Origin of the sequence: Sphingomonas sp. Sphisp66 (assembly GCF_047324325.1) — a bacterium.
GTDB lineage: Bacteria > Pseudomonadota > Alphaproteobacteria > Sphingomonadales > Sphingomonadaceae > Sphingomonas.
The window spans coordinates 4,512,365-4,536,073 of record NZ_CP168508.1 but is presented as its reverse complement, the minus strand read 5'-3'; the positions used below and the strand labels follow the sequence as shown (position 1 = coordinate 4,536,073).

The following is a 23,709-nucleotide window of genomic DNA, read 5'->3' as shown; positions in this document are numbered from 1 at the left end:
CCATGACCTATGTCGTCACCGACGCCTGCATCCGGTGCAAGTACATGGATTGTGTCGAGGTCTGTCCGGTCGACTGCTTCTACGAGGGCGAGAACATGCTCGTCATCAATCCGAACGAGTGCATCGACTGCGGCGTCTGCGAGCCGGAATGCCCGGCCGAGGCGATCCTGCCGGACACCGAGAACGGCCTGGAGAAGTGGCTGGAGCTCAACCGCACCTATTCGGAATCCTGGCCGAACATCACGCAGAAGGGCGACGTGCCCGCCGATGCGGACGAGATGAAGGACGTGCAGGGCAAGTTCGAGCAGTTCTTCTCGCCGGAGCCCGGTTCGGGCAGCTAGGCTTACCCGATTTGGCGTTTACCCACGCGAAATCCACAGAAACCTGCGAGAAACCGCATTTTACCACGGACAAACGGTGACGTTTGGCTGGTAATTTTATTGCAAGCGTGTTAAATGGGGCGCGACGGAGGAAGACTCACCTCCGCCCGGAGAAGCAAAGAGAAGTCGCCCCGATCTGCCTGCCCTGCATTTGCCGGGGTGGACGCCGAGCCCGTCGGGGCCGGTTATCACGAAAGGTTCCTCGCACATGGCTGCAAAGGCGCTGTCCTTCGATGTCGGCGATTATGTCGTTTACCCCAAGCACGGCGTTGGCCGTGTAATCGAGCTCCAGAAGTCTGAAATCGCTGGAATGCAGCTCGAACTTTACGTTCTGCGCTTCGAGAAAGAGAAAATGACCCTGCGCGTTCCGACCAACAAGGCGGAAAGCGTCGGCATGCGCAAGCTTTCGAGCGACAAGACGCTCAAGGAAGCGCTGGAGACCCTGAAGGGCAAGCCCAAGGTGAAGCGCACCATGTGGTCGCGCCGCGCCCAGGAATATGAAGCGAAGATCAACTCGGGCGACCTGGTGTCGATCGCCGAAGTGGTCCGCGACCTGTTCCGTGCCGACGATCAACCCGAGCAGAGCTATTCGGAGCGTCAGATCTTCGAAGCGGCCGCCAGCCGCCTCGCCCGCGAGCTCGCGGCGATGGAAGAGACCGACGAGCCGGCCGCGCTCGAGAAGATCCTCGACATCCTGCGCAAGGCCGCGGCGATCCACAACAAGGACAAGGTTCCGGCCTGATCTCGATCAGCATCGGTACCTGCGGAGAGGGGCGGCCTTGAAAACCGCCCCTTTTCCTTGTCCAATCGATAGTGTATTGGTGAAGCAATACACATGTTCGGGAGAAATTCGATGCGCAGCCTGATCGCCCTCGCCCTGTTGCCGCTGATGGCCACCGGCGCCTGCCATGCCAGCTGGGAGAAGGACGGCGGCAAGGACGGGCACGAGGTCAAGCAGAGCGGCGTCACCGCCAAGCGCAGCTATGACGCGACCGGCTTCACCAAGGTCGAGCTGCGCGGCACCGACGACGTCGACGTGAAGAACGGCGCGCAGTTCGCGGTCACCGCCGAAGGCGACAGCGCGATCCTGGACCAGCTCGAGATCCAGGTGGTCGACGGCACGCTGCGTATCGGCCGCAAGGATCGCAGGGGCTTCTCCTGGGGCCATAGCGACCAGAGCGTGAAGGTCAGCGTCACGCTGCCCAAGCTGGTCGGCGCCACCCTCACCGGCACCGGCGACATCAGCGTCGACAAGGCCGAGGGCGATTTCCACGGCAAGATCACCGGGACCGGTGATCTGAAGATCGCCGCGCTCGCCGCCACCGATGCGGACCTGTCGATCACCGGCACCGGCAACCTCACCGTCACCGGCACCGCAAACCGGCTCAACGCCTCGATCACCGGCCCGGGCGACATCGACGCCAGCAAGTTCACCGCATCGAGCGCCAGCATCTCGATCCTTGGGCCGGGTAGTCTGAAGGGCAACGTGACCGGCGGCGCCTCGATCTCGATCGCCGGCCCCGGCGATGTCGACCTGACCGGTGGCGCGAAATGCTCGATCAGCGCGACCGGCCCGGGCGAGGCGCATTGCTCCTGAGCTTGCCTAAGTACTGAAGTGGCGCGAGGGTGACGCCCATGCACCGGCTCGCCCTCGCCCCGCTGTTCCTGCTCCTCGGTGCCGCCGCGCCGGGCGACGAGCGCGTAGTGATGGTCACCGGCTTCGACCGACTGCGCATCGACGGGCCGTTCGAGGTGGACGTCGCGCCCGGATCGCCCGGGGTGACCATCACCGGCGACCGCGCCGCGCTCGACAGCATCGCCGTGCGGGTCGATGCGAATACGCTGATCCTCAATTCGGGCACGCAGAGCTGGCAATCGGCGGCGGGCAAGGCGGCGAGCGGCGCGCGCATCCGCGTCACCGTGCCGGCGCTACGCGTGGTGCAGACCAATGGCGGCACCCTGCTCAGGCTGGCCGAGCTCCGCGGCGACCGGATCGACGTGTCGCAGAACGGCACCGGGCGGATCGACATCGGCAGGGTCGATGCGCAAGACCTCAGCCTGACGCTGGCCGGATCGGGCACGATCGCGCTCGCCGGCAGCGCGCTGCATACGCGGGTGCGGCTCTATGGATCGAGCAGCCTCGATGCCGCCGCCCTCACCACCGCCGATGCGCAGCTTGTCTCCGGGAGCAGCGGCGCGCTGGCGATGACCGTGCGCTACAATGCCCGGATCAGCGCGACGTCGAGCGGCGTGGTGCGGGTGCTCGGCGATGCCAAATGCGCGGTGATCGGCCAGGGGCCAGTCGAGTGCGCCGATTTCGAGAAGGGCCGGGAAGCCAACTAACGCCGCCTGCGCATTGCCTACACCGCACGCCGCGCCGACTCGTGGAAGTTCACTAAGGTCACGACATCGGCGGGTGCCGCGCCGCGCTATTTTCCCAATTTTCCCGGAAACGCATCGTATCTCGCAACATCCTTGCGTGCGCGGGATCCTATTTCTCCAACAGGTCAAAGAGCGGCCGAACCGCGAGGCCGGCCGCATGAGCCAAGCAGGCGAAATCCTACATTGCAAGCCGTCCTAGGCGGCGAGCGGGAAGCGCAGCAGCCGGCCTTCGAGCGCGACCAGCGCCTGGGCCTTGCTGCCCACCGCGCGAACGATCTCGGGATGATGCGCGTCGAGCCCGCCGGTGAGCGCGCCGAAGGCCGGCAGGATCAGCTTGGTCGCCGAGGCGACGAAGCAGCGCCGCGCCACTTGCCGCCCGCGGACGCGCAGACGCAGCTTGGGGTGGAAATGCCCCGACAGCTCGGGCCGCGGATCGCCCGGCTCGGCCTCGTGGCGCAGCACCAGCCCATCGACCTCGGCTTCCTCGAGGATCGTGCCGCCGCAATGGTCGACCAGCAGGCTGTCATGATTGCCGGTGATCCAGCGCCAGTCGAGCCGGGTGATGAGATCGGTGAGCAGCGCGCGGGCATCGGCCGGCAGCCGCTCGCAGCCTTCGGAATCATGGAAGCTGTCGCCCAGGCACCAGAGCTCGCGCGCCTGGGTCCGCGCGGCCAGCGCCGCCACCGCCTGGAGCGTCGCGATCGAATCATAGGGCGGCAGCATCTGGCCGCGCTGGGCGAACCAGCTGCCCTTCTCGAAATGCAGGTCCGCGACCAGCAAGGCCGCGCGCGCCGGCCAGTAGAGCGCGCCCTCGGGCAGCGCCATCAACTCGTGGCCAGCGAACGAAAGGGGAACCATGGCCCTGCTATCGGTCGTCCGGCCCGCGCCGTCAACAGCGCAGCATCGGCACCTTGCGGCCCTGATAGGTGACCACGCCGTGATCCTGGTCGGTGCGGGTGATCGTGTAGCTGCGCGTCTCGGGCGGATTGACCTTCTCGGTGCCGTCGGCGGCGCTGTCGTACCGCTCGCGGATCGTCTCGGTGACGGTGTCGCCGGCCAGAGCCCAGCTGCCGGTCTCGCCGCTATTGTCGAGCGCGCCATCGGCGCCGTAATGCGCGATGAAGTCGCTGGCGCAGCTGTTCTCGAACGACCAGCTGCCGACCAGCCAGGCCTGGAGCGGCGCCGCGGCACCGGCGGGCTTGGCCGGCACCGCGGCGACGGGCTTGGCCTCGCTCGCCTCGGCCTTCTGCACCGGCTTCACGGGGTTCGGGTTGCACGCCGCAAGCGCCGCGCAGCCGACCAGACCAGCGATGATGTGAGCCCCTGTCCGCATGGCCCGAATCTAGCGCAAAGCGCCGATCCGGGCCAGCGCGATCAGGCCGGGACCTTCGCCATTTCACCGATCTTTTCGAGGATACGGACCCAGGAGCGGATGCCCTTGTGGAAGCTCTTCAGGTCGTATTTCTCGTTGGGCGAATGGATATTGTCGTCGGTCAGCGCGAAGCCGACCAGCACCGTGTCCATGCCGAGGATCTTCGAGATCGAGGTGACGACGGGGATGCCGCCGCCGCAGCCGATCAGCGCCGCCTTGCCCCATTCGGCATCGAGCGCCGCACGGGTGGCCTCGAGCGGCGGGCTGTCGCTGGAGACGGTGACCGCCGGGCTGCCCGGGCCGCGGCCGGTGAACTCGACCGAGCAATCGGCGGGCAGGCGCGACCGGATATGCTCCTCGAACGAGGCCCATATCTTTGCGGGATCCTGGTTGCCGGTAAGGCGGAAGCTCACCTTGGCGTGCGCTTCCGCCGGGATCACCGTCTTGAAGCCCTCGCCGGTATAACCGCCCCAAATGCCGTTGACCTCGGCAGTCGGGCGCGACCAGATCTGCTCGAGCACGTCATGGCCCTTCTCGCCGGCGGGCACGCTCAGGCCGATCTCGCCGAGGAATTCGGCCGGATCGAAGCCGAGCGCGTCCCAGCTCGCGCGCACCGCAGGATCGAGCTCGGGCACGCCGTCATAGAAGCCGTCGAGCGTCACCCGGCCATCGGCATCCTTCATCTCGCCGAGGATCGAGCAGAGCAGCTGGATCGGGTTGCGCGCCGCACCGCCATAGAGGCCGGAATGGAGATCACGCGAGGCCGCACGGATCGTCACCTGGCCGGCGGCCATGCCGCGCAGGCCGATGGTGAGGCCCGGCGTCTCGGTGTCCCACATCAACGTGTCGCAGATCAGCGCGAAATCGGCCTTCAGCTCCTCGGCATTGGCGTGGAGGAAGGGCTCCAGGCTCTTCGAGCCGGACTCTTCCTCGCCCTCGAACAGGATCGTCACCTTGCAGGGCAGCCGTCCCTCGGTCTCCTTCCAGGCGCGGCAGGCCTCGACGAAGGTGCGCAGCTGGCCCTTGTCGTCCGAGGCACCGCGGCCGACGATCTGCTTCGCGCCGTCGCCGCGCGTCTCGATCACCGGATCGAACGGATCGCGCTTCCACAGCTCGAGCGGGTCGACCGGCTGCACATCGTAATGGCCGTAGAACAGGATGTGCGGGCCGTCTCCGTCATGGTGCGCGACGACCATCGGATGGCCGGGCGTCGGCGCGACGCGAGCGTCGAAGCCCAACGCGTTCAGCTCGTCCGAGAGCAGTTGCGCGGCATGCTGGCACTGTTCGGCATAGGCGGGATCGGTCGAGACCGAAGGCACGCGCATCAGCGCGAAGAGACGGTCCAGGCTGTCGTCGAGATGCGCCTCGACATAGTCGAGCGGCTTGGTGGAGTCGGTCATGGGGGCAGCGCTACGCCTGTGCGCAACCCGGGGCAAGTTCCACTCGGCAGCCCGGCGGAACAGCGGGCCCCTGCCGATGGTTCTGCGCTTCGGAGGCGCATATGGCGACTGCAGTGCACAAGGGGATTCTGGTCTGCGCCGGCGTGGCGGTGCTCGGCGGCGGCCTGGCCGGCATGGGACTGGCCAACTATACCCGGACGGGCGCATTCGACTTCTACAAGCAGACGCCGCCACCCGGCAGCTACGACATGACGGCGACCGCGGACAGCGCCGGCTATTATCCGGTGAGCCGCGCCGCCGCGACACCGCCCTATCCCGAGAACCCGGCACCGCCCCGCCCGGCCGCGATCACCCGCCCGGCCGAACCCGCCGACTATGCCCTCGCCGCCCGGATCGACCCCGAGCCGGTGCCGGTGGAGGAAGAGGCGGCGCTGCCCGAGCCGGTATCGGTGATCCCGGTGCAGCGCGGATCCTGGACCGCGCCGGCGGAAGAAGAAGCTGCGGCGCCGGAGGCGGAAGCTGCGCCGGGGGCCGTTACGTCCTAGGGTCTTGATCCGCCGCCCCTTGGCCTGTTTCGGCGAAAACACCCATACGCGTCTGGACGGGCCGTTTCCGGAACCGGACCTCGCTCGTCGGGGCAGGAGCAGGGCATCGTCGATGCCGGCAAGCTCTTGTCGTGATCTGAATCCTGGCGGGACCGGGCGATCTCTGGATCGCCCGGTTGATCAGGCTTCAGGCCCTCGCGGTGCCGGCCCTCATTTCTTGACCACGGGCGTGATTTCCAACGCGCCCGGCTCGACGATATTCACGCCCGAGAAGACCATCATCCCGCCACGGAACTCGATCAGATCGTAATCCTTGTAGCGGCCCAGATCGAATCCCCGCCACTTCATGGGCTTGCCGACAAACGGGAGCAAGCCGTTGGTGGCGACCTTGGCCTCATCGTTGCGCATGAAGGGCTGCGAACGATCGAGCAGCATCACATTGATGGCAGTGTCGAGCTCGGCCGTCAGGAGCTCCTTCAGGCGAGCGCCGTTATTTTCGGTCAGGCTCGCAAGCGGCAGCGCCTTACCTTCGCAGCAGAAATATTTGATCGCCTTGCCAGAGTCGCCGTCGATCGCGACCTTCGTCTTCAGCACGATATAGGGGCGAACATCCTCGGTCTTCTTGACAAACGTAAGCACCACATACGGCGTCACCGTCATCGTGCGGCCGCCCGGCTGGGGCGTGAGCGTGAAGGCCGTCCGGAACTTGTCGCCCGCCATGATCGTGTTGGTCATCTCGATCGCCTTTGCCCGGACGTCGAAGCGCAAGTCATCCTCGACATTGCGGACCTTGCCCGTGCCGGTCTCGGCGTTGATCGAACTCTGCACCAGCATGCCGATCGGGCCGAACAGCGCCCCGATCCCGCCCTGATGCCCCGCGACAACGACGTTGCTGTCCGGGATGCGGTGGACACCCATGGGCAGATCGCTCAGCCCATTCGCCCCTTTCTCGGAGAAGACGATGGCCGTCGTGGCTGGCGATGAAGCCGGAGCCGCGTCGGCCGGTCCTTGTGGAGCCGCCGTTTGCGCCATCAATGCGGGCGCGCTCGCGACCAGCGCGAGAATGAATTTACGCTTCATGCTTTATTCCCCCTGAACCCTGGCTCGAGATGCCGCCCCCGGCTTTGCTCGGCCACCGCGGCGACTGTTAGCTCGCGGTCATGGCCAGGAACAACCCTGCAGAAGATGAAGTGCTGATGCTATTCGCGCCTCAATGCATGAGGGTGGACGCCCCGCCAAGCTATCGACCCGAATTACAGACTGCTGGTTGCTTTGGCGCAAGTTGCCACCGGACAGCTACATGACCTCCCGCTCCAGCACCCTCTCCGTGTCGGGGCAGGTGCTGGTGATGCGGGTCGCGTGGATGCGGCCGCGGTCGGCAACAAGAGCCATCACGGATTGTTCTTCCGCGCCGTGGTCGCCACAGGGCACGTCCATGACCTTGCCGGGGCGCGGGCTGCGCGCCAGCGCCTCCCACTGGCTTCTGTTGAGTACCAGCGGCCGCTCCGGATGCTCGGCGCTGGTCATCGCGTGGAGGTGGGGATTGTCGCGCGTGATGCCGACCGCCACCATCATCTGCTTCCCGCATGGGAGGGTGTCGATCTGGAGGAGGAATTCGCCGGCGATCCCGTCATGGTCGTAATCTTGCAGGCGCATGATCGGCACCGCCGGACGGGCGCGGATCGTGGCGGGCGTGGGGTTGTCGTCGATGTCGCCCGGATGGGCCGGCCAGCGGGGCAGCATCGCGACCGGGCCGAGCATGTCCGATCCGGCGAAGAGCGGCGTCAAGGCCATGCGTTCGGAAGGTGCGCCGGGGCGCTCACGCTCCAGAACCAGGTCGCCAGCCTGGGCATAGGCGACACCGCTGCACGGGCAGGTCATGGCCATGGCGGGGTCTGCGGGGCCGCAATCACTGCCGTCATTGGGCGTGCCGCGCCAGATCAGCCGCCAGACCTCCTTCGAGCCATTGACCACGAAGCTGCGTTGCTCGCGCACCTCCTCCCTGGCGGGGGCGGCGGCGAGCAGGGGCGCGGCGGTCAGCGCCATCAGAGCGAGCAACGGGCGGAGCAGCATGAAGCGAAATATGCCATGGGGTGCAGCACGCAGAAAGTTCGGATTTCAAGCCAGAACTGCCCGGATCTTCGCCCCCGGTACGTATCGGTCAGCCGGGCTTCACTTCGCGGAGCAACGTCTCCAGGTCCTGCGCGGTGAAGGGCTTGATCAGCACCGGCACGTTGTTGTCGGCCGCTTCCAGCGTCGGCTCGGCATAGCCGGTGATGATGATCGCCGGGAGCGCGGGACGCAGCACCCGCAGCTGGCGCACCAGCTCGGTGCCCGAAAGCCGCGGCATCGCGAAATCGCTGAGCACCAGGTCGAAGGCGTCGGGGCTCGCCCGCACCATGTCGAGCGCGGCGGCGCCTTCGCACGCCTCGGAGACATGGTGGCCCATGTCCTGCAGCATCGCGAGGGTGGTGGCGCGCACCCCGTCATGATCGTCGACCAGCAGGATCCGCATGGCGGACCGGGCCGCCACGACCGCGGCTGCCCTGGACCGTTTCGCTGCACGGTTGGCCACGCGGTCGGCAGCCGGCAGCCAGATCTCGACGCGGGTGCCGACGCCGAGCTCGCTGCTGAGCCGGAGCGCGCCGCCGGACTGCTTGGCGAAGCCATAGACCATGCTGAGGCCGAGGCCGGTGCCCTTGCCCACCGCCTTGGTGGTGAAGAACGGCTCCATGACCTGCTCGATCTGATCGGCGGCGATGCCGCATCCGGTGTCGGACACGGTCAGCACGACATAGCGCCCTGCCCCCAGCTGGATGCCCGAGACCTCCTCGGATGCGTCGATCCGGCAGTTGCGCGCCTCGATGGTCACGGTGCCGCCGTCGGGCATCGCGTCGCGGGCGTTGATGACGAGGTTCATGATCGCCAGCTCGAGCTGGGCGCTGTCCGCGAACACCCGGTCGAGGCCCTTGTCGTGCTGCCAGACGAGCTCGACCAGGCCGCCCAGCGTATGCGCGAGCAACGTGCCGACCGCCTCGGCCAGGTCCGCCACGTCGATCGCCGCGGGCTGGAGCTTCTGGCGCCGCGAGAAGGCGAGCAGGTGCCGCACCAGCTCCGCCCCCTGCTCGGCGGCGTGCCGCGCCATTTCGACCAGCTTGCGCTGCTCGGGATCGAGCGGAATCCGCCGCTCGATCATGCCGAGCCCGCCGAGCACGGCGGCGAGCAAATTGTTGAAGTCATGGGCGATGCCGCCGGTCAGCTGGCCGATCGCGTCCATCTTGCGGATATGGTCGAGCTGGCTCTCCAGCTCGCGCCGGTCCGAGATGTCGAGCAGGGTGCCGGCATATTCGAACGGGGCGCCGGCGCCGTCGCGCACCAGCACGGCCTGGTCGAGGAAGTGGCGATACTCGTCATTGGCGCAGCGCCAGCGATATTCCACCGAATGCGCCCCGCCCTGGGCGCGCATCGCCAGCGCGACCAGCACGCGCTCGCGGTCCTCGGGATGCAGCCGGTCGGCCCAGAGCCCGGGCGTGCTGCGCACCGCATCGAGCGTATAGCCGGTCAGCGCCTCGAAATTGCCGCTGGCATATTTGGGCACGCGGACATCGGCGCCGACTTCCTCGAGATAGAGGACGATCGGCAGCGAGGCGATGATCGCCGCCTGGCGCTGCTCGGCGACGCGCAGCTGCTGCTCGGCATGCAGCCGCTCGGCATTGGCGCGCAGATTCTCGTCGAGCAGGCGCTGCTGCTGCTCGGCATTGCGCTGCACTTCCTTGCGCATCGCATAGAGATCGACGAACACCGCGACCTTGGAGCGCAGCACGGTCGGCTCGACCGGCTTGAACACATAGTCGACCGCGCCCATCGCATAGCCGCGCAGCAGATGCTCCATCTCCTTGTTGACCGCGGAGAGGAAGACGATCGGCACGCGGCGGGTCTGCTCGCGCTCGCGGATCAGCCGGGCGGTCTCATAGCCGTCGATCCCGGGCATGTAGACGTCGAGCAGGATCACCGCGAACTCGGTGCGCAGCAGGTGACGCAGCGCCTCGTCGCCCGATTTGGCGACGACGATCTCGGCGACGTCCTCGAGCACGTTGGCGATGGCGATCAGGTTGCGCTCGTCGTCGTCGACCACGAGCACCCGCACCGGATCGACCGGCAGCGGATCGAGCGCGGGCGCGTCGCCGACCGAGCCCATGACGATCGCCGGCGAGATCGGAACCACCCGTGGCGCCATCTCAGCCGCGCTCCACGACGATCAGGTCGGCCGAATGCTTGGCCTCGCGCGAGCGTGCGATCCACACCCGCAGCAGCGCGAGCAGCAGGTCGATGTCGACCGGCTTGGCGATATAGTCCGACGCGCCGGCATCGAGGCATTTCTGCCGGTCGCCCTTCATCGCCTTGGCGGTGACCGAGATCAGCGGCAGCGCCGCCAATGCCGGCCGCTGGCGGATCTGGCGCATCGTCTCATAGCCGTCCATCTCGGGCATCATGATGTCGATCAGCGCGATGTCGATCCCCGGCGTCTGCTCTAGGATGACGATGCCGTCGGCGCCGCGCTCGGCATGGAGGACCTCGACGCCGTAGCTCTCCAGCACGCTGGTCAGCGAGTAGATGTTGCGGATGTCGTCATCGACGATGAGGATGCGCGCGCCGGCCAGCTCGGGCACCGTGCGCAATGCCGCCTCGGCCTCGGGCACCAGCTCGACCACGGTCTTGCGGCGCCCCTCGATCGTCGCGGCGAGCTGCTTGAACACCGCCGCCAGTTCCTCGCCCTCGGCCGGCTTCTCGGTGACGCCGGTGGCGCCGAGATCGATCGCCTGGGCGAGCTTGTCGGCCCCCGAGATGACGTGGATCGGCATGTGCCGGGTCTGCGGATCATGCTTGAGCAGGTCGAGCAGCACGAAGCCGTCGATGTCGGTCAGGCCCAGGTCGAGCGTGATCGCATCGGGCTGGAGCTTGCGCGCCAGCGACAGCGTGCCCGCGCCCGCCGCCGAGATCACGCCCTTCAGCCCCTGGCCATGCGCGATGTCGAGCAGGATCGAGGCGAAGGTGGGATCGTCCTCGACGATCAGCACGAAGGGCGCGCCTTCCAGTGTGTCGCGATCGTCGCTGAGCTCGAAGGTGGCGGGCAGCGCCGGCGGGGCGAGCGCGCCGCTATTGTCGTAGCGCGGCTGGCTGCCGGGTGCGGGCAGCGTCGCCGGCGCGATCGCCTGGGGCGGCACGAACAGGGTGAAGGTCGAGCCCTTGCCGGGGATCGAGCGCACCTGCAGCTCGCCGCCGAGCAGCCGGGCGATCTCGCGGCTGATCGAAAGGCCGAGGCCGGTGCCGCCATATTTGCGGCTGGTGGTGCCGTCGGCCTGCTGGAAGGCCTCGAAGATCAGCTTCTGCTTGTCCTTCGGAATGCCGATGCCGGTATCGGTGACGGCGATCTCGACGGCGCGGTCGACCCCGCGCAGCACCGGATGGTTGGTGCTCCACCCGCTTTCCACCGTGCGCACAGACAGGGTGACCGAGCCCTGCGAGGTGAACTTGAAGGCATTGGAGAGCAGGTTGAGCACGATCTGCTGCAGGCGCTTCTCGTCGGTGCGGATCGTGGCGGGCAGGCTGCCGTCGAACTCGACGTTGAAAGCGAGATTCTTGTCGGCGGCGAGCTGGCGGAAGGTCCGCTCCATGTGCTGGCGCAGCGCCTGGAGTGGCATCTCGCCGATCTCGATCGACACGGTGCCGGACTCGATCTTGGACAGGTCGAGGATGTCGTTGATCAGGTTGAGCAGGTCCGAGCCGGCCGAGTTGATCGTCCGGGCGAAATCGACCTGCTTCTCGTTGAGATTGCCCTGCGGATTGTCGGTGAGCAGCTTCGACAGGATCAGCAGCGAGTTGAGCGGCGTGCGCAGCTCGTGGCTCATGTTGGCCAGGAACTCGGACTTGTACTTTGAGGTGAGCGCGAGCTGCTCGGCCTTCTCCTCCAGCGCGCGGCGGGCCATCTCGATCTCGAGATTCTTGGCCTCCACCTGCTTCTTCTCGTTCTCGAGCAGCTGGGCCTTCTCCTCCAGCTCCTCGTTGGTGTTGTGCAGCTCTTCCTGCTTGGTGGTCAGCTCGGTCTGGCGCGCCTGGAGCTCCTGGGTCAGCAGCTGCGACTGCTTGAGCAGGCCCTCGGTGCGCATCGTCGCGGCGATCGTGTTGAGCACGATGCCCACCGATTCCATCAGCTGGTCGAGGAAGCTCTGGTGCGTCTCGTTGAACTCGCTGAACGAAGCGAGCTCGATCACTGCCTTCACTTCGTCCTCGAACAAGGCCGGCAGGATCGCGACGCTGGCGGGCCGCGCCTCGCCCAGCCCCGATCCGATGCGGATGAAGTCGCTCGGCACGTCCTCGAGCAGGATCGGCCGCTTGTCGGCAGCCGCCTGGCCGATCAGTCCCTCGCGCAGCTCGAAGGCCGGCTTCAGCGCCTCGCGCTTGCTGGCGCCGTAGCTGGCCGCCAGCTCGAGCACGGTATCGTCGCCGTCGCGATTGGTGACGTAGAACACGCCATATTGCGCGTTCACCAGCGGCGCGAGCTCGGACATGATCAGGTTCGACACGGTCGACAGGTCACGCTCGCCCTGGAGCATGCGGCTGAACCGCGCCAGGTTGGTCTTGAGCCAGTCCTGCTCGGCATTCTTGAGCGTCTGATCCTTCAGGTTGCGGATCATCTCGTTGATGTTGTCCTTGAGCGCCGCCATCTCGCCCGACGCTTCCACCGCGATCGAGCGGGTGAGGTCGCCCTTGGTGACGGCAGTCGCCACGTCGGCGATCGAGCGCACCTGGTTGGTCAGGTTGGCGGCGAGCTCGTTGACGTTGTCGGTAAGGTCGCGCCACAGGCCCGCGGCGCCCGGCACGCGCGCCTGGCCGCCCAGCTTGCCCTCGATGCCGACCTCGCGGGCCATGTTGGTCACCTGGTCGCCGAACGCCGAGAGCGTGTCGATCATGAAGTTGATCGTCTCGGCCAGCGCGGCGATCTCGCCCTTGGCGTCCACGGTCAGCTTGCGCTTGAGATTGCCCTGCGCCACCGCGGTCACCACGTCGGCGATGCCGCGCACCTGGTTGGTCAGGTTGGTCGCCATCAAATTGACGTTGTCGGTCAAGTCCTTCCAGGTGCCGCCCACGCCCGGCACCTGCGCCTGGCCGCCCAGCTTGCCCTCGGTACCCACTTCGCGGGCCACGCGCGTCACTTCCGAGGCGAAGGAGTTGAGCTGGTCCACCATCACGTTGATGGTGTCCTTGAGCGCGAGGATCTCGCCCTTCACGTCCACGGTGATCTTCTTGGACAGGTCGCCCTTCGCCACCGCCGTCGTCACGTCGGCGATGTTGCGGACCTGGCCGGTGAGATTGTCGGCCATCAGGTTGACGTTGTCGGTCAAATCCTTCCAGGTGCCGGCGACGCCGCGCACCTGGGCCTGGCCGCCCAGCTTGCCCTCGGTGCCCACTTCGCGCGCCACGCGGGTAACCTCCGAAGCGAAGGAGTTGAGCTGATCGACCATCGTGTTGATCGTGTTCTTCAGCTCGAGGATCTCGCCCTTCACGTCGACGGTGATCTTCTTGGAAAGGTCACCCAGCGCCACGGCCGTCGTCACCTCGGCGATGTTGCGGACCTGGCCGGTCAGGTTCGCCGCCATCGCGTTCACATTGTCGGTCAGGTCCTTCCAGGTGCCGCCGACGCCAGGCACCTGCGCCTGGCCACCGAGCTTCCCGTCCGAGCCCACTTCGCGCGCCACGCGCGTCACTTCCGAGGCGAAGCCGTTGAGCTGATCGACCATCGTGTTGATCGTGTTCTTCAGCTCGAGAATCTCGCCGCGCACGTCGACGGTGATCTTCTTCGACAAGTCGCCCGAGGCCACGGCGGTGGTCACCTCGGCGATGTTGCGCACCTGACCCGTGAGGTTGGTCGCCATCGCGTTCACATTGTCGGTCAGGTCCTTCCAGGTGCCGGCGACGCCTTCCACCTGCGCCTGCCCGCCCAGCTTGCCTTCCGAGCCCACTTCGCGCGCCACGCGCGTCACTTCGCTGGCGAAGCCGTTGAGCTGGTCCACCATCGTGTTGATGGTGTCCTTGAGCGCGAGGATCTCGCCCTTCACGTCCACGGTGATCTTCTTGGAGAGGTCGCCCTTCGCCACCGCGGTGGTCACCTCGGCGATGTTGCGGACCTGGCCGGTCAGATTCTCCGCCATCAGGTTCACATTGTCGGTGAGATCGGCCCAGGTGCCCGCGACGCCCGGCACCTGGGCCTGGCCGCCCAGCTTGCCTTCGGTGCCCACTTCGCGCGCCACGCGCGTCACTTCCGAGGCGAAGCCGTTGAGCTGGTCCACCATGGTGTTGATGGTGTTCTTCAGCTCGAGGATCTCGCCCTTCACGTCGACGGTGATCTTCTTGGAGAGGTCGCCCTTCGCCACCGCGGTGGTCACCTCGGCGATGTTTCGGACCTGGCCGGTGAGATTGCCGGCCATCAGGTTGACGTTGTCGGTCAAATCCTTCCAGGTGCCGGCGACGCCTTCCACCTGCGCCTGACCGCCGAGCTTGCCTTCCGAGCCCACTTCGCGCGCCACGCGCGTCACTTCGCTCGCGAAGCCGTTGAGCTGGTCCACCATCGTGTTGATGGTGTCCTTGAGCGCGAGGATCTCGCCCTTCACGTCCACGGTGATCTTCTTGGAAAGGTCGCCCTTCGCCACCGCGGTCGTCACGTCGGCGATGTTGCGGACCTGGCCGGTAAGATTGTCGGCCATCAGGTTGACGTTGTCGGTCAGGTCCTTCCAGGTGCCACCCACGCCCGGCACCTGCGCCTGGCCGCCCAGCTTGCCCTCGGTACCCACTTCGCGCGCCACGCGCGTCACTTCGCTCGCGAAGGAGTTGAGCTGGTCCACCATCACGTTGATGGTGTTCTTCAGCTCGAGGATCTCGCCCTTCACCTCCACGGTGATCTTCTTGGACAAGTCGCCCGACGCCACGGCGGTGGTCACTTCGGCGATGTTGCGGACCTGGCCGGTCAGGTTGGTCGCCATCGCGTTGACGTTGTCGGTCAGGTCCTTCCAGGTGCCGGCGACGCCCTTCACCTTGGCCTGGCCGCCCAGCTTGCCCTCGGTACCCACTTCGCGCGCCACGCGCGTCACCTCGGCCGAGAAGGAGCCGAGCTGCTCGACCATGGTGTTCACCACCTTGCCGATGCGCAGGAACTCGCCGCGCAGCGCGCGCCCGTCGATCTCGACGGCCATCGACTGGCTGAGGTCGCCCTTAGCCACCGCGCCGATGACGCGCGCGACCTCGGCGGTCGGCTGCACCATGTCCTCGATCAGCTCGTTGAGCGCGCGCAGCTTCGCTTCCCAGCCGCCGGTGGCGCCGCGGACATGGCCGCGCTGGTTGATCTTGCCTTCCTTGCCGACGACTCGCGAGAGGCGTTCGAATTCGTTGGTCATCTGCTCCTCGAGCACGACGACCTCGTTGAACAGCATCGCGATCTCGCCATCGGCGCCGGGCAGATCGTCCGGCAGCCGAACCGAGAAATCTCCGCGTCTTAGGCTACGGAGCGCAGATACGAGGCGGCGGCGGTCCAGCGTGTCGGGGATAGTCTCTGCGTGCACCCAAGGCTCCAAGCATCTCCCACCCCGCTATCGTTCCACTGGACGGCCCCCCAGCCGCTACCTCCTGATATAACAGAGAAATCGCCTTGGCTCGGAAAAAGATCAGACATCGAACCAAACTTGCCTAATCCAGATCAAGCGCTACGAAACCCGGGCCGGCGGGGGCCGACCAGGGAGTTATCGCGGGAAGATGCCCGCCCGGCACGACGTCTCCAGCTTCATCCGCACCACCTTCCGTTCGGTCTGGGCGCTCGAACTGCTGTGCCTGATGCGCGGCGAGCCCGAGCGCGAATGGGAACGCGGCGACCTGGTATCGGCGCTGCGGGCCAGCGACCTCGTCATCGACCAGGGCCTGGCCGGGCTGGCGGCCGCCGGACTCGTGGTGATGCTCGCGCCTGATCGCGCCCGCTACCAGCCCGCCAGCGCCGAGCTCGACAGGCTGGCGCGCGAGGCGGAAGCGCAATATGCCAGCAGCCCGGACAAGGTGCGCCGCCTGATCATCCATGCGGCACATGGCAGTCTGAGCGCCTTCGCGGACGCCTTCCGCGTACGAAGGGATTGAGGCAATGGGGGATCTCGCTCCGGCCGTCGTCTACATCCTCTGCTTCGTGACGAGCACCGCCTGCGCCTGGCTGCTCGGGCGCACCTGGCACCGCAGCCGTGCGCCTTTGCTGTTCTGGAGCGCGCTCTGCTTCGTGCTGCTCTCCGCCAACAATTTGTTCCTGATCCTCGACATGCTGGTCATCCACGACATCGACCTGTCGCCGGTGCGGGGGCTGCTTTCGCTGGGCGCGGTGGCAGTGCTGCTGTTCGGCTTCATCTGGAACCAGGAGGCGGAACGATGAGCGCGCTCGTCTTCGTCTCCGGCGCGACCACCATGGGGCTGTTCGCGGCCGCGCTGTTCTTTCTGCGCTTCTGGCGGAACACCGGCGAGGAGCTGTTCCTCTTCTTCGCCCTGGCCTTCGGCCTGCTCGGCATCGGCCAGATCCTGCTGGCGATCGGCGGCTGGCCCGAGGAAGACCGCAGCTGGCTCTACCTGATCCGGCTGGCCGCCTATCTGCTCATCCTGTTCGCGATATTGCGGAAGAATTTCTCCGCGCGCTGAGCCGCGCGCGAAGCCGGGCCTGTCGCGACATGCCCGCTGGCCTAATCGACCAAATCGGTGCACCTGCAGCAAAATTGCAGGCTACAGACCATTGGCAATCGGCCTTGCGCCGCGCACTATTGGGTTTCGAACCGAAGGGGACTGGAATTGTCGATCCGCACCACTGGCCGACTGTTGCGCGCAGGCTGCATCGCAGCGCTGCTTTCGCCGGCCACCGCATGGGCTCAGGAGCTGACTTCCGACCCCGCCGGCTCGGGCGTGATCGTCGGCGCCGTGCAATGGCTGCAGGGCACCTTGCTGGGCACCGTGGCGACCGTGGTCGCCGTGATTGCGGTGGCGTCGGTCGGGCTGCTGATGCTCACCGGCCGGATCAACTGGCGCTACGGCGCTACCGTCATCCTGGGCTGCTTCATCCTGTTCGGAGCCGCGAGCATCGTCGCGGGCATCCAGACCAGTGCGCAGCTCGGCCAGTAGATGAACGGGCTCGAACGCGACCCGCTGTTCGTGGCGCTTACGCGTCCGCAGATGTTTGCGGGCGTGACCTATAGCTATTTCGTCGCCAACGCGATCATCGCCACCGAGCTGTTCCTGATATTCAAATCGGTCTGGGCAGTAGTCGCGGCACTCGTCATCCACCTGGCGGGCGTGCTCGCCTGCCTGCGCGAGCCGCGCTTCTTCGACCTGTGGCTCGCTCGGGTGAGCCGTTGCCCGCGGGTGCGCAATCACAAGATCTGGCAATGCAACTCCTACCGGCCCTGACGCGCGATCCGAAGGTCGTCGCGCGCGAGGCGCCGGCCGGACGGCACCTGCCCTATGCCCGCCACATCGACGACCATACGGTCGAGACGCGGGACGGCATGCTGCTCCAGGTGATCCAGCTGCGCGGCCTGTTGTTCGAGACCGCCGACACCGAGGAGCTCAACTATCGCAAGCGCCTGCGCGACGCGATGCTCCAGTCGATCGGCTCATCGCGCTTCGCGGTCTATTATCATGTCGTGCGCCGGGCGATCGAGCCCGAGCTCGACGCCAGCTTCCCCGATGCCTTCTCGGCCCGGCTCGACGCGGCATGGCGCGGGCGGCTGGCCGAGCGGCGGCTCTATACCAACGACCTGTTCCTCACGCTGATCCGGCGCCCGCTCCAGGGCCGGATGGGCCTGCTCGACCGGTTGCGCGGCACCCCGGCAGCGGCGAACACCGTGCACGACCTGCGCGCGCTCGACACCGCTCGCGAGGCGCTGGTCGCGTCGCTCGGCAGCTATGCACCGCGGCTGCTCTCGGTCTACCAGACCCCGCAGGGCAATTGCTCCGAGCCGCTCGAATTCCTCTCCTCGCTCTACAATGGCGAAGTCCGGCCGGTGCTGCTGCCGATGCAGGATGCCGGCGCCTATCTCCCCTATCGCCGGATCAGCTTCGGGCAGGAGACGATCGAGCTCGGTGCCGCGGGCCCGTCCCCGCGCAGCTTCGTGGCGATGGTCTCGATCAAGGATTATCCGGGCCAGTCGGCGCCGGGCATGCTCGACGAGTTGCTGCGCCTGCCCTTCGAGACCACCATCTCGCAGAGCTTCGGCTTCGTCGAGCGCCAGGCCGCACTCTCGAAGATGAACCTGGCGCTGCGCCGGATGCGCTCCGCGGAGGACGAGGCGGTGAGCCTGCGCGCCGACCTGTCCGGCGCCAAGGACGAAGTCGCCGCCGGGCGCGCCGGTTTTGGCGAGCATCACATGACGATCGCGGTGCGGGGCACGACGCTGGCCGAGGTCGACCAGGGCGTGGCCGAGGTGCAGGCGACCCTCGCCGATCTCGGCATCATTGCGGTACGCGAGGAGATCGCGCTCGAACCGGCCTTCTGGGCGCAGTTCCCCGGCAACTTCAAATATATCGCCCGGCGCGGGCTGATCTCGACGGCCAATTTCGCCGGCTTCGCCAATGGCCATAACCTGCCCCAGGGCCAGGCGGCGGGCAACCATTGGGGCGAGGCGGTGACCTTGCTCGAGACCACCGCGGCCGGCCCCTATCACTTCAATTTCCATCACGGCGACCTGGGCAACTTCACCGTGATCGGCCCGTCCGGCTCGGGCAAGACGGTGGTGCTCAACTTCCTGCTCGCCCAGAGCCGCAAATTCGCCCCGCGCATCATCTTCTTCGACAAGGATCGCGGCGCCGAGCCGTTCCTGCGCGCGGTCGGCGGGCGCTACGACCTGTTGCGGCCCGGTACGGCCTCGGGCCTCAACCCGCTGCAAATGGAGGACAATCCCGCCAACCGCCAGTTCCTGATCGACTGGGTCGCGCTGCTCGCGGGGGGAGCGGACATCGACGAGCTTGCCCAGATCAAGGACGCGATCGACGCCAATTTCGGCCAGCCCACCGAACAGCGGCGGCTGCGCCACCTGGTGGCGCTGTTCCGCGGCAGCCACCGGCCGCACGGCGCAGACCTGTGGGCACGGCTGCGGCCTTGGTGGGGCGATGGCGAGCGCGCCTGGCTGTTCGACAATGCCGAGGACCTGACCGACCTGACCGCCGACACCGTCGGCTTCGACATGACCCAGATCCTCGACGATGCCATCGTGCGCACGCCGGCGATGATGTATCTCTTCCACCGGGTCGAGGAACGGCTCGACGGCACGCCGGCGATCATCGTGGTCGACGAGGGCTGGAAGGCGCTCGACGACGAGGTGTTCGTCCGCCGGATCAAGGATTGGGAGAAGACGATCCGCAAGCGGAACGGCATCGTCGGCTTCGCCACGCAGAGCGCGCAGGACGCGCTCGAGAGCCGCATCGCCAGCGCGATCATCGAGCAGGCGGCGACGCAGATCTTCATGGCCAATCCAAAGGCACGCGCCAGCGATTACATCGAAGGTTTCGGGCTTACCGAGCATGAATATGATCTGGTGCGCACCTTGCCCGACAATGCGCATTGCTTCCTGATCAAGCACGGCAATGAAAGCGTGGTCGCGCGGCTCAATCTGAGCGGCGAGCGCGAGCTGCTCACCATCCTGTCCGGCCGCGAGCGCACCGTGCGGCTGCTCGACCAGATCCGCGCCGAGCATGGCGAGGACCCGGCGGACTGGCTGCCCCGGCTGCTGGAGGTCGCATGACCTGCTCGGGCATCACCGACGGCGCCTATCTCCAGAGCGTCCTGACCTTCGTCGACTGCCAGGCGCAGACGATCGGCGCCGCCGGATACCAGGCGGCGGCCGCGCCCGGATCGCCGCTGTCGCTGCTGCTCACCGGGCTGCTCACGCTGTTCATCGCCTTTTACGGCTACCGGCTGCTGTTCGGCGACACGCCAGGTGTCCGCGAAGGGGTGATGGCGCTGGTCAAGATCGGCGTGGTGCTCGCCCTGGCGACCAACTGGAACGCCTATCGCACGCTCGCCTATGACGTGACGATGCACGCCCCGGCCGAGCTTGCCGCCGGGGCGGGCGGAGGCGCCGGGCTGCCGGGATCGGGCGGCGGGCTGGTCGCCCGGCTGCAGCAGGTGGACAACGGCCTGGTCGCGCTCAACGCGATCGGCACGGGCTCGAACCTGATGGCCACCCGCGTGCGCACCGGCGCGGACGGGCAGCCGGTCGCCGTCGCCGAGCCCAATCCCGAGCCGCCGAGCATCGTCGGCCCCTTCGCGCTCGGCACCGCGCGCACGACCTTCCTCACCGCGACCATCGCCGCCTATGCCGCGGTCCGGCTGGTCGCCGGGCTGCTGCTCGCGCTCGGGCCCTTCTTCATCGCGCTGCTGCTGTTCGAAGGGACGCGCAGCCTGTTCGAAGGCTGGGTGCGCGGCCTCGTCGCGGCGATGCTCGGCGCGGTGGCCGTGACGGTCCTGCTCGGCGTCGAGCTCGCGCTGCTCGAACCCTGGCTCGCGGACCTGCTCCAGAAGCGCGCGGCGGGGCTGCCGATCGGCGGCGCGACCAACGAGCTGTTCGTGACCGCGCTCGCCTTCGGCCTGGCGCTGGTCGCCGGCCTCGGCATGGCGGCGCGCGTGGCGATCGGCTTCCGTCTCGGCGCAGTGTGGCGCGGCCTGGCCGAGCGGGCGGGTGTCGCTGTCGGCGCGGCCGAGCGGTTGCAGCCCGCCGGCCTTGCCGAGCGCCGCCAGGCACCCGCCGCGCAGCACTCGCGCGCTGCCGCGGTGGCCGAGGCCGTGGCCCGCATCCAGCGCCAGGAAACGGCACTCGCCGGTGCCGCCGCCACGTCGGGGGCAGCCGGGAGAACCCCGGGGGCAACCAGCCTGCGCGACATGCCCGCCGGCGCGCCGACGCCGCTCGGACAGACACATCGCCGGACCCGCAGCCGGGTCTCGGCCAGCGCCACACGACGGGATTACGGGAAATGAAGAACAAGGCGCGCGAGGCGCTGGACGCCTATTATCGCGAGGCCGGCAGCTGGGCCGAGGACAGTCGCGCCGCGCTCAGCGGATCGCGGCGCACCGCCTGGATCGTCGCCGGCGTCGCCAGCGCGATCGCCCTGCTCGAAGCCGCGGCGCTGATCGCGCTCGCCCCGCTCAAGACGGTCGAGCCCTATACATTGCTCGTCGACCGGCAGACCGGGTTCGTCCAGGCGCTGAAGCCGCTCGACGCCCAGCGCATCGCCCCGGATTCGGCGCTGACCCAATCCTTCCTCGTCCAATATGTGATCGCGCGCGAGAGCTTCGACGCGACCTCGCTCCAGGCCAGCTACCGCAAGGTCTCGCTCTGGTCCGAAGGGGATGCCCGCAACGCCTATGTCGCCGGCATGCAGGCCTCGAACCCCGACAGCCCACTCGTCCGGCTGCCCCGCAGCAGCGTGGTCGACACCCGCGTGAAGAGCGTGTCGCCGCTCGGCAAGAACGCCGCGATGGTGCGCTTCGAGACGGTGCGGCGCGATGCGAATGGCGCCGTGCAGCCGGCCAATGCCTGGGTCGCGGTGATCCGCTATCGCTATTCGGGCGAGCCGCTGCGGCTCGAGGACCGGTTCGTGAACCCGCTGGGCTTCGAAGTGACGCGCTACCAGCGCAACGCCGAGGCGCTGCCCCCACCCGAGCCCGCCGCGGCCGCGCCGGAACCCGCGCCGGGCGCCAGCCCGACGCCGGCCTTGCCGGCCGCGCCGGGACTGCAGGTCGCGCCCCCCCCGGCCCGGGCCCCCGAGGTGGAGCTGTGAAGCACGCCGCCCTGCTTCTGCTGCTGATGCTCGCGCCCGGCGCCGCGAATGCGCAAATCCGCCCGCAACCCGGCCAGGGCGATCCGCGCATTCAGACGGTCGATTATGTCCCCGACCAGGTCGTCCGGCTCGAGGCGGCACCGGGCTATCAGCTGATGCTCGAACTCGCGCCCGACGAGTATATCGAGAATATCGCGCTCGGCGACAGCGGCGCCTGGCAGGTCACCGCCAATCGCCGGGGCGACCGCCTGTTCATCAAGGCGGTCCAGCCCGGCGTCTCGACCAACATGACGGTGGTGACCGACGCGCGACTCTACACTTTCGAACTCAGTTCGCTTTCCGCGCCGGCGGCCGACACGGCCTGGTCGGTCAAGTTCCGCTATCCCGCCGCGGCTGGCCAAGCCGGTGCCCAGCCCGCCGCCGACAAGGTCGTCGGCCGCTACAAGGTCCGCGGCGATCCGGCGCTGCGCCCGAACGGCATCCATGACGACGGCATCCACACCTATGTCGAATGGCCCGAGGAGCGCGCGCTTCCCGCGATCTATGCGATCAACGACCAGGGCAAGGAAACGCTGGTCAACGGCATGATGCGCGACGGGCGGATGGTGATCGACAGCGTGCAGGACCGGCTCGTCTTCCGGATCGACAAGCACAAGGCGCAGGCCGTGCGCTTCCTGGGCGACCGCTGATGGCGACGGTCCCGCCCCCCGCCAGCGATCCGCGCCCCGCGGTCGAGCCGAACATGCTGCCCGTGGTCGTGCGGCCCCGCGCCGGCCCGCCCGCCTGGGTACTGGTGCTTGTTGTCGTCGGCATCGGCGTGGTGCTGTTCGCCATCCTCGATGCCCGCCGCCGCGCGCTGAGTTCCCCGGCCGTGCGCGCCCGCGCCGGCGAGGCGCTGTCCACGCCTTCCGAGGCCCCGCCCCTCTATGTGCCGCCGGTGCCCGCGCCCGTCCTGGTCGCGCCGCAGCCGCTGCCGGCGCCGACCCCGGCACCGGCGCCGTACACCCCGCCACCGCCACCTGCGATCGTCTATCCCCAGCCGGCCTATACCCCGCCGCCCCCGACCGCTCCGGCGCCCGCGCCTGCCCGGACGACCGCCGAGCCGGCGCTGGTGCTCGACAACACGGCCGGCACGCCGGTCCAGGCAGGGCCCAATGCCGCCCAGCCCGCCGCGCAGCAGACGGGAGGACGGACGGCGGTCGCCGGCACGCGCACCAGCGCTGGCGTGCTCGCCAACAAGCCGACCACCGTGCCGCAGGGCACGCTGATCCCGGCGGTGCTCGAGACCGCGCTCGATTCGACCAGCCCCGGCCTCGCCCGCGCGCTCGTCTCGCGCGACATTCGCGGGTTCGACGGCAGCCGCATCCTGATCCCGCGCGGCAGCCGGCTGATCGGCGAATATGGCTCGGATACCGAAAGCGGGCAGAAGCGGATGCTGGTCAACTGGATCCGCCTGATCCGTCCCGACGGCGTCACCATCGCGATCGGATCGCCGGCCAGCGACCCGCTGGGCCAGGGGGGCATCCGCGCCAGCGTCAACTCGCATTTCTTCGCCCGCTTCACCGGCGCGATACTGCAGTCGGCGCTCGACGTGGGCGTCAACCTCGCCGCGCGCGCGGCCGACGGCCAGGTGATCGTGGCGCTGCCGGGCACGCTGGGCAGCGCGACGCGCAGCCCCGCCCCCGCCGACATCAAGCCCACCCTCAAGGTGAAGGCCGCCACGAGCATCTCGGTCTTCGTGGCCCGCGACCTCGACTTCACGGGCGTCGAGAGCCGGTGAGCGA

22 protein-coding genes are annotated in these 23,709 nt (G+C 67.8%); 15 read left to right on the top strand and 7 right to left on the bottom strand.

Annotation, left to right across the window (positions count from 1 at the left end; genetic code table 11):
• Positions 1-2: 2 nt before the first annotated feature.
• From fdxA to ACEN8G_RS20880, 4 genes are all read left to right on the top strand, one after another.
• Positions 3-341, top strand: a complete 339-nt coding sequence (gene fdxA / locus ACEN8G_RS20895) for a ferredoxin FdxA (protein ID WP_413416394.1) — start codon at positions 3-5, stop codon at positions 339-341.
• A gap of 247 nt (positions 342-588) precedes the next feature.
• Complete coding sequence (locus tag ACEN8G_RS20890; protein ID WP_307116618.1) at positions 589-1,122, top strand: CarD family transcriptional regulator; 534 nt, start codon at positions 589-591, stop codon at positions 1,120-1,122.
• A 111-nt stretch (positions 1,123-1,233) separates the two neighbouring features.
• On the top strand, positions 1,234-1,977 hold the full coding sequence (locus tag ACEN8G_RS20885; protein WP_413416393.1) for a head GIN domain-containing protein: 744 nt from the start codon (positions 1,234-1,236) through the stop codon (positions 1,975-1,977).
• A gap of 38 nt (positions 1,978-2,015) precedes the next feature.
• Positions 2,016-2,723, top strand: a complete 708-nt coding sequence (locus ACEN8G_RS20880) for a GIN domain-containing protein (RefSeq protein WP_413416392.1) — start codon at positions 2,016-2,018, stop codon at positions 2,721-2,723.
• A gap of 234 nt (positions 2,724-2,957) precedes the next feature.
• Here the strand turns inward: ACEN8G_RS20880 and pdeM are convergent, their stop codons facing one another.
• The 3 genes from pdeM to ACEN8G_RS20865 are packed head-to-tail and all read right to left on the bottom strand — an operon-like array spanning position 2,958 to position 5,534.
• Positions 2,958-3,620 carry a ligase-associated DNA damage response endonuclease PdeM gene (pdeM, locus tag ACEN8G_RS20875; protein WP_413416391.1) on the bottom strand — a complete coding sequence of 221 codons (663 nt, stop codon included), beginning with the start codon at positions 3,618-3,620 and terminating at the stop codon, positions 2,958-2,960.
• A gap of 31 nt (positions 3,621-3,651) precedes the next feature.
• Positions 3,652-4,095 carry a hypothetical protein gene (locus ACEN8G_RS20870; RefSeq protein WP_413416390.1) on the bottom strand — a complete coding sequence of 148 codons (444 nt, stop codon included), beginning with the start codon at positions 4,093-4,095 and terminating at the stop codon, positions 3,652-3,654.
• Positions 4,096-4,136: 41 nt separating this feature from the next.
• Positions 4,137-5,534 (bottom strand): M20/M25/M40 family metallo-hydrolase, encoded by a 1,398-nt coding sequence (locus tag ACEN8G_RS20865; protein ID WP_413416389.1) that lies wholly within the window; start codon positions 5,532-5,534, stop codon positions 4,137-4,139.
• A 101-nt stretch (positions 5,535-5,635) separates the two neighbouring features.
• Between ACEN8G_RS20865 and ACEN8G_RS20860 the strand changes: the two genes are divergently transcribed.
• Complete coding sequence (locus ACEN8G_RS20860) at positions 5,636-6,079, top strand: hypothetical protein (protein ID WP_413416388.1); 444 nt, start codon at positions 5,636-5,638, stop codon at positions 6,077-6,079.
• A 210-nt stretch (positions 6,080-6,289) separates the two neighbouring features.
• Here the strand turns inward: ACEN8G_RS20860 and ACEN8G_RS20855 are convergent, their stop codons facing one another.
• The 4 genes from ACEN8G_RS20855 to ACEN8G_RS20840 all read right to left on the bottom strand — a co-directional run bounded on the left by ACEN8G_RS20855 (position 6,290) and on the right by ACEN8G_RS20840 (position 15,693).
• Positions 6,290-7,159 (bottom strand): hypothetical protein, encoded by an 870-nt coding sequence (locus tag ACEN8G_RS20855; protein ID WP_413416387.1) that lies wholly within the window; start codon positions 7,157-7,159, stop codon positions 6,290-6,292.
• 216 nt (positions 7,160-7,375) lie between these two features.
• Positions 7,376-8,125 carry a hypothetical protein gene (locus tag ACEN8G_RS20850; protein WP_413416386.1) on the bottom strand — a complete coding sequence of 250 codons (750 nt, stop codon included), beginning with the start codon at positions 8,123-8,125 and terminating at the stop codon, positions 7,376-7,378.
• A gap of 115 nt (positions 8,126-8,240) precedes the next feature.
• Positions 8,241-10,304: a response regulator gene (locus ACEN8G_RS20845; protein WP_413416385.1), complete on the bottom strand. Its 2,064-nt coding sequence runs from the start codon at positions 10,302-10,304 to the stop codon at positions 8,241-8,243.
• Between the two features lie 13 nt (positions 10,305-10,317).
• Complete coding sequence (locus ACEN8G_RS20840) at positions 10,318-15,693, bottom strand: HAMP domain-containing protein (protein WP_413740684.1); 5,376 nt, start codon at positions 15,691-15,693, stop codon at positions 10,318-10,320.
• Positions 15,694-15,883: 190 nt separating this feature from the next.
• On the opposite strand from ACEN8G_RS20840, the gene ACEN8G_RS20835 reads away from it, so the two are divergent.
• The 10 genes from ACEN8G_RS20835 to ACEN8G_RS20790 all read left to right on the top strand — a co-directional run bounded on the left by ACEN8G_RS20835 (position 15,884) and on the right by ACEN8G_RS20790 (position 23,705).
• Positions 15,884-16,255: a hypothetical protein gene (locus ACEN8G_RS20835; protein WP_413418859.1), complete on the top strand. Its 372-nt coding sequence runs from the start codon at positions 15,884-15,886 to the stop codon at positions 16,253-16,255.
• Between the two features lie 4 nt (positions 16,256-16,259).
• A complete protein-coding gene (locus ACEN8G_RS20830; RefSeq protein ID WP_413418857.1) occupies positions 16,260-16,538 on the top strand; it encodes a DUF5985 family protein in 279 nt (92 codons plus the stop codon).
• Entirely contained in the window at positions 16,535-16,798 is a 264-nt protein-coding gene (locus ACEN8G_RS20825) for a DUF5985 family protein (protein WP_413418855.1), read from the top strand. The genes ACEN8G_RS20830 and ACEN8G_RS20825 overlap by 4 nt, the downstream gene beginning before the upstream one ends.
• A 174-nt stretch (positions 16,799-16,972) precedes the next feature.
• On the top strand, positions 16,973-17,272 hold the full coding sequence (locus tag ACEN8G_RS20820; RefSeq protein WP_413418853.1) for a TrbC/VirB2 family protein: 300 nt from the start codon (positions 16,973-16,975) through the stop codon (positions 17,270-17,272).
• On the top strand, positions 17,273-17,557 hold the full coding sequence (locus ACEN8G_RS20815; RefSeq protein ID WP_307116979.1) for a type IV secretion system protein VirB3: 285 nt from the start codon (positions 17,273-17,275) through the stop codon (positions 17,555-17,557).
• A complete protein-coding gene (locus tag ACEN8G_RS20810) occupies positions 17,536-19,890 on the top strand; it encodes a VirB4 family type IV secretion/conjugal transfer ATPase (protein WP_413418851.1) in 2,355 nt (784 codons plus the stop codon). The genes ACEN8G_RS20815 and ACEN8G_RS20810 overlap by 22 nt, the downstream gene beginning before the upstream one ends.
• Positions 19,887-21,122, top strand: a complete 1,236-nt coding sequence (locus ACEN8G_RS20805) for a type IV secretion system protein (RefSeq protein ID WP_413740683.1) — start codon at positions 19,887-19,889, stop codon at positions 21,120-21,122. The genes ACEN8G_RS20810 and ACEN8G_RS20805 overlap by 4 nt, the downstream gene beginning before the upstream one ends.
• Entirely contained in the window at positions 21,119-21,925 is an 807-nt protein-coding gene (locus ACEN8G_RS20800) for a virB8 family protein (protein ID WP_413740682.1), read from the top strand. The genes ACEN8G_RS20805 and ACEN8G_RS20800 overlap by 4 nt, the downstream gene beginning before the upstream one ends.
• Complete coding sequence (locus tag ACEN8G_RS20795) at positions 21,922-22,614, top strand: TrbG/VirB9 family P-type conjugative transfer protein (protein ID WP_413416196.1); 693 nt, start codon at positions 21,922-21,924, stop codon at positions 22,612-22,614. Before ACEN8G_RS20800 ends, ACEN8G_RS20795 begins: the two co-directional genes overlap by 4 nt.
• Entirely contained in the window at positions 22,614-23,705 is a 1,092-nt protein-coding gene (locus ACEN8G_RS20790; protein ID WP_413416197.1) for a TrbI/VirB10 family protein, read from the top strand. The genes ACEN8G_RS20795 and ACEN8G_RS20790 overlap by 1 nt, the downstream gene beginning before the upstream one ends.
• The last annotated feature ends 4 nt before the right edge of the window (positions 23,706-23,709 follow it).

Coding starts and splice junctions, on each gene's coding strand:
- ACEN8G_RS20885 (WP_413416393.1), top strand. CDS start 1,234: ATGCGCAGCCTGATCGCCCTCGCCCTGTTGCCGCTGATGGCCACCGGC.
- ACEN8G_RS20865 (WP_413416389.1), bottom strand. CDS start 5,534: ATGACCGACTCCACCAAGCCGCTCGACTATGTCGAGGCGCATCTCGAC.
- ACEN8G_RS20825 (WP_413418855.1), top strand. CDS start 16,535: ATGAGCGCGCTCGTCTTCGTCTCCGGCGCGACCACCATGGGGCTGTTC.
- ACEN8G_RS20810 (WP_413418851.1), top strand. CDS start 17,536: ATGCAACTCCTACCGGCCCTGACGCGCGATCCGAAGGTCGTCGCGCGC.
- ACEN8G_RS20890 (WP_307116618.1), top strand. CDS start 589: ATGGCTGCAAAGGCGCTGTCCTTCGATGTCGGCGATTATGTCGTTTAC.
- pdeM (WP_413416391.1), bottom strand. CDS start 3,620: ATGGTTCCCCTTTCGTTCGCTGGCCACGAGTTGATGGCGCTGCCCGAG.
- ACEN8G_RS20835 (WP_413418859.1), top strand. CDS start 15,884: ATGCCCGCCCGGCACGACGTCTCCAGCTTCATCCGCACCACCTTCCGT.
- ACEN8G_RS20805 (WP_413740683.1), top strand. CDS start 19,887: ATGACCTGCTCGGGCATCACCGACGGCGCCTATCTCCAGAGCGTCCTG.
- ACEN8G_RS20870 (WP_413416390.1), bottom strand. CDS start 4,095: ATGCGGACAGGGGCTCACATCATCGCTGGTCTGGTCGGCTGCGCGGCG.
- ACEN8G_RS20855 (WP_413416387.1), bottom strand. CDS start 7,159: ATGAAGCGTAAATTCATTCTCGCGCTGGTCGCGAGCGCGCCCGCATTG.
- ACEN8G_RS20850 (WP_413416386.1), bottom strand. CDS start 8,125: ATGGCGCTGACCGCCGCGCCCCTGCTCGCCGCCGCCCCCGCCAGGGAG.
- ACEN8G_RS20860 (WP_413416388.1), top strand. CDS start 5,636: ATGGCGACTGCAGTGCACAAGGGGATTCTGGTCTGCGCCGGCGTGGCG.
- ACEN8G_RS20815 (WP_307116979.1), top strand. CDS start 17,273: ATGAACGGGCTCGAACGCGACCCGCTGTTCGTGGCGCTTACGCGTCCG.
- ACEN8G_RS20790 (WP_413416197.1), top strand. CDS start 22,614: ATGGCGACGGTCCCGCCCCCCGCCAGCGATCCGCGCCCCGCGGTCGAG.
- fdxA (WP_413416394.1), top strand. CDS start 3: ATGACCTATGTCGTCACCGACGCCTGCATCCGGTGCAAGTACATGGAT.
- ACEN8G_RS20880 (WP_413416392.1), top strand. CDS start 2,016: ATGCACCGGCTCGCCCTCGCCCCGCTGTTCCTGCTCCTCGGTGCCGCC.
- ACEN8G_RS20830 (WP_413418857.1), top strand. CDS start 16,260: ATGGGGGATCTCGCTCCGGCCGTCGTCTACATCCTCTGCTTCGTGACG.
- ACEN8G_RS20800 (WP_413740682.1), top strand. CDS start 21,119: ATGAAGAACAAGGCGCGCGAGGCGCTGGACGCCTATTATCGCGAGGCC.